The 5048-nt window shown below is 55.9% G+C and carries 2 protein-coding genes and 1 other annotated feature; both genes read left to right on the top strand.

The annotated features are described in order from the left end of the window. The first annotated feature begins 404 nt into the window (after positions 1–404). Positions 405–636: a binding site (T-box leader), on the top strand. Positions 637–730: 94 nt separating this feature from the next. Beyond that, positions 731–2149 carry an alpha-isopropylmalate synthase regulatory domain-containing protein gene (locus tag LIO98_RS08165; protein ID WP_291955329.1) on the top strand — a complete coding sequence of 473 codons (1419 nt, stop codon included), beginning with the start codon at positions 731–733 and terminating at the stop codon, positions 2147–2149. After that, positions 2149–4683: an AMP-binding protein gene (locus LIO98_RS08160; protein ID WP_291955326.1), complete on the top strand. Its 2535-nt coding sequence runs from the start codon at positions 2149–2151 to the stop codon at positions 4681–4683. The genes LIO98_RS08165 and LIO98_RS08160 overlap by 1 nt, the downstream gene beginning before the upstream one ends. The last annotated feature ends 365 nt before the right edge of the window (positions 4684–5048 follow it).

Genomic DNA, 5048 nt, shown 5'->3' with positions numbered 1-5048 from the left:
CTATTATAACAGATATCAGCTGTAAAACTTTTTAAAAATTCTATCATAATTAATAGACGATGGCAATATTAAATTTATTATTATGCCTATTGTTACAGAATATTCATTTTTCGTTATGACACAAAATTATTAATATATAGCTATTGTCTATAGAATTTGTTTTTTTAATATTTTGGACAAATAAAACTTTTATAAGTAAAGTTTAGATAACGAAAGAATTGTTTTTGATAATCTATATTTTCCCAGTCAATTGGATCTGTTTCCTGCAGCAGATGTTTAGCGGATGTACAAAATAATTCCCGCGATTTTCATAAAACAGCTTGACAAAAAATCGAGAGTAGTAATATCATTAAAAAATGCAGTCTTGATTTACAATTTCTCAGGACTATGGTAATTAAATAGCGGCAAACGCGATGATGGAGTTACGGTCATTACAGATAGGTTTACAGAGAGCCGGCACGCAGGTGAGAGCCGGAACCGAAGGGTAGTGAAGCGGTCTCGCTCCGGAGCGGAGTCCCCTAAGGCGAAAGCTGTTAAGGGATTACGGCTGGCCCCGTTATAGGCGCCAATGAGTGGCCGTGGATATTTTGCGGCAATCAGGGTGGTACCGCGATGATCTGTATATTCGTCCCTGAGGCATGCTATGCCTCAGGGGCTTTTTTTATGCCCGCGGGGGCGGCGGACATTGGCAGGAATTTAAACCTGGAAACGACAAAAAGGAGTGTTGGCGATGAAGAGAATCAAATTTACGGACATCACGCTGCGCGAGGCGGCACGCGGACTTGAAGGGGCGCTCTCTTTCAAGGAGATCATAGAGATGGCGAAGATCCTTGACAAGCTCAATCTTGACGTTATCAGCCTTGCGCCGATCACCAATGTAAAGATAGATTCGCTGTTGGTGCGCACGGTCGCCGCCGCGGTGAAGAAGAGCACGCTCTCTATTCCCGTTGGCAGCACGGAGGCCGGTGTGGATACGGCGTGGAGCGCCATCGCGGAGGCCGCCCATCCGCGCCTCTATGTGGAGGCGCCGCTTTCGGCGGTGCAGATGGAGTTTGTCTGCAACAAGAAGCCGGAGGGGATTATTGAGATGATCGGCAAGCTCGTGCGCAAGAGCCGCGAGTATTGCGCCGACGTGGAGTTTGCCGCCGTCGACGCGACGCGCAGCGAGCCGGAGTTTCTCTATCAGGCGCTGCGCACGGCGGTAGCCGCCGGCGCTTCTACCGTTACGATATGTGATTCTGCCGGTACGATGATGCCCTATGAGTTTAATAATTTTGTCAAAGAGATATATGCCAATGTGCCGGAACTCAAAGAGGCGGCGCTCGCCGTCAAGTGCTCTGACGAGCTCTCGATGGCGGCGGCCTGCGCCGTCTCCGCCGTGAAGGCCGGGGCCTCGGAGGTGGACGTGGCCGTCAGCGGCGGCTACGCGCCTGAGCTGGAGACGGCGTCGCACATCATCCGCATGCGCGGCGATGACTGCGGCTTTTTCAGCGGCATAAAGTATACGGAGCTGAACCGTTCGATTGCGCAGATGAACTGGATATCCCGCTCGGAGCGCAGTAAGACGAGCGCCTTCGACACGGGGCTGTCCATATCCGACGGCTCGGATATCAGGCTGGACGCGAACGACGATATCACGGCGGTCGGCAAGGCCGTCGAGCGCCTTGGCTACGATCTCTCAGAGGAGGATCTGGTGAAGGTCTACGACACCTTCAACAATGTCGCGGAGAAGAAGTCTGTCGGCACGAAGGAGCTGGAGGCGATCATCGCCACGAGCGCCCTGCAGGTGCCGCCATCCTACGAGCTGGTGAGCTTCGTCATCAACAGCGGCAACGTCATCAGCGCGACGGCCAACATCCACTGCCGCCACAACGGGCAGGACCTCTTCGGCCTCGCGGTCGGCGACGGCCCGATCGACGCCGCCTTCCTCGCGATAGAGCAGATAACGGGCCACCATTATGATCTTGACGATTTTCAGATCCAGGCGGTCACCGAGGGGCGCGAGGCGATGGGTTCGACGCTCGTCAAGCTTCGCTCGAACGGCAAGCTCTATTCCGGCAACGGAATTTCGACGGATATCATCGGTTCCAGCATCAGGGCCTATTTCAACGCTCTGAATAAGATTTCATACGAGGAGAATCACAGATAATGAAGCTCTCATTTTCGACTTTCGGATGGCACGACCATACATGGGAGGATTTCTGCACCGTCGCCAAGGACGGCGGCTTCGCGGGCATAGAGGTCCATAATATACACGAGCCGAAGCTCTCGGAGAAGAACAGCATCTTCGACCCCGCGCGGGCGAACGCGGCGCACCGCGAGATGACCGAGGCCGGGCTTTCGATACCCTGCATCGATACTTGGCACAACATTGCCGACAAGACGATGTTTGAAGAAAACTGCGCGGAGATAACGGATTATATCAACACCGCGAAGAGCCTGCGCATACCATATGTGCGTCTCGGGGCGAAGGAGACTGGCGGTTCGTACGAGGATGAGCGCGCCGCGGTGATGGCGGTGCTGCAGAGGATGCTGCCAGCGGCGCAGGAGGCAGGCGTTACGCTGCTGATCGAGACGATCGGCCCCTTTTCCGATACCGACAAGCTCTGCGATGTGCTCAATTCTTTCTCCTGCGACAATCTCGCGGCGCTCTGGGATATGCAGCACACCTTCCGCGACGCCGGCGAAGCGCCGGAGAAGACGGTGAAGAACCTCGGCGCCTATATCAAGCATGTGCACCTGAAGGACTCCGTCGTCACGGATGGCGTGATGGAGTACCGCCTCGTCTGCGAGGGCAGCCTGCCGATTGACGCGATGATGCGCGCCCTCTATTCGCTGAATTATGACGGCTTCATCTCAATGGAGTGGGATCCGCAGTGGATGCCCGACATTGAGAGTATCGAGCTGATCTCCCTGCATTTTGTAAACACGATGAACCGTTTCGGCAGCCCCGCGCGTATGGTGAAGTCGAAGCGCCTCTATGAGAACAAGCGCGGCACCGGATTCTATCCGTGGCAGAGGGACAAGCTGATTGAAATGACCTTCCCGCAGGTGCTCGACCGCATCGTCGATGAGTTCCCCGACCAGTACGCCTTCAAATACACGACGCTGAACTATACCCGCACCTACTCCGAATTCCGCGACGACGTCGACGAATTCGCGCGCGCGCTGATATCGCTCGGCGTAGGCCCCGGAAGTCACGTCGCGATCTGGGCGACGAACCTGCCCCAGTGGTATCTGACATTCTGGGCGACGACGAAGATCGGCGCGGTGCTCGTCACCGTCAATACCGCCTATAAGATCCACGAGGCCGAGTATCTGCTGCGCCAGTCGGACACCCACACGCTCGTGATGATAAAGGGCTTCCGCGACTCGCATTACGACGATATTATGAAGGAACTCTGCCCCGAGCTGGAGACGGCGACGCCCGGCAAGCCTCTCGCCTGCCGCCGCCTGCCGTTCCTGCGCAACATTATTACCGTGGACTTTAAGATGAAGGGCTGCCTCACCTGGGAGGAGGCCGTGGCCCGCGCGCACCTGACGCCGGCAGAGGAGGTCCACCGCCTCGCCGCCGCCGTCGACATCCACGATGTTTGCAACATGCAGTACACGAGCGGTACGACGGGATTCCCCAAGGGGGTTATGCTCACGCATTACAACGTTGTCAACAACGGCAAATGCATCGGCGACCGCATGGACCTCTCCACGGCCGACCGCATGATGATTCAGGTGCCGATGTTCCACTGTTTCGGCATGGTGCTCGCGATGACCGCCTCAATGACGCACGGCACGACGCTTTCGCCGCTGCCCTATTTTTCGACGAAGGCCTCGCTGGCCTGTATCAATCAGGAGCGTATCACCTGCTTCCACGGCGTGCCGACGATGTTCATCGCGATGATGGAGCACGAGGATTTTGAGAAGACGGACTTCTCTTATATGCGTACCGGCATCATGGCTGGCAGCCCCTGCCCGATCTCGAAGATGCGCGACGTCATAGATAAGATGAATATGAAGGAGATCGTCATCACGTACGGACAGACGGAGGCGTCGCCTGGCACGACGATGAGCGACACCACCGACACCATAGAACAGCGCGTCGCCACGGTAGGCCGGGCGCTGCCGGAGGTCGAGTGCAAGATAGTCGATCCGGAGACGGGCGAGGATCTGCCCGACGAAGTGACGGGCGAGTTTGTCGCCCGCGGCTACAATATAATGAAGGGATATTATAAAATGCCGGAGGCGACCGCGGCGGCCATCGACAAGGACGGCTGGCTGCACAGCGGAGACCTCGCCTGCCGCACCGCCGACGGATATTACCGCATAACGGGCCGTCTTAAGGATATGATCATCCGCGGCGGCGAGAATATTTACCCGAAGGAGTTGGAAGAGTTCCTCTACATGCATCCGAAGGTCAAGGACGTTCAGGTGATCGGCGTTCCAGACGAGGCGATGGGAGAGGAGATCATGGCCTGCGTCATCCTCAAGGAGGGCGAAACGGCGACGGAGAAGGAGATCAAGGATCACTTCCTCGCGAACATGGCGCGCCACAAGTGTCCGCGCTACATCGATTTCGTTCCCGCCTTCCCGATGAACGCCGCGGGAAAGATTTTGAAGTATAAGATGCGCGAAGACGCCGTGGAGAAGCTGGGACTGCAGAAGGCGGCTTCCGTTAAGACCGCTTAAACAGTGAAATCGGCGTTTATAAGCACGATTTGCGTCATAACTTCGGGGTCTGCGGTCCTCACCGTATAAAGATACGGCTCCGGGCGCAGACCCCAAAGTTATTTAGCAACTCGCACTTCTAAACGCCGATTTCCTTAGGGTAGGGAAAGAGATAAATTGCGGTTTTTTCTTAAAGCCTTCCTCTCTGAGGAAGGTGGATCGCCGCCGCTTTTGCGGCGAGACGGAAGGAGTGTTGCTCTGTTTGGCGCGGAAACCGCGCCAAACAGAGCCCGCGGCAAAAGCCGCGGGAGAACCGAAGGTCAACTCTCCCTCAGTCTCGGCGAAAAAACACCGCCGAGCCAGCTCCCTCACAGAGGGCGCCTTTA

This window comes from Cloacibacillus sp. (genome assembly GCF_020860125.1).
In the GTDB taxonomy this organism is placed as follows: Bacteria; Synergistota; Synergistia; order Synergistales; family Synergistaceae; genus Cloacibacillus.
This window is presented reverse-complemented; position numbering and strand designations above follow the sequence as displayed.

Coding starts and splice junctions, on each gene's coding strand:
- LIO98_RS08160 (WP_291955326.1), top strand. CDS start 2,149: ATGAAGCTCTCATTTTCGACTTTCGGATGGCACGACCATACATGGGAG.
- LIO98_RS08165 (WP_291955329.1), top strand. CDS start 731: ATGAAGAGAATCAAATTTACGGACATCACGCTGCGCGAGGCGGCACGC.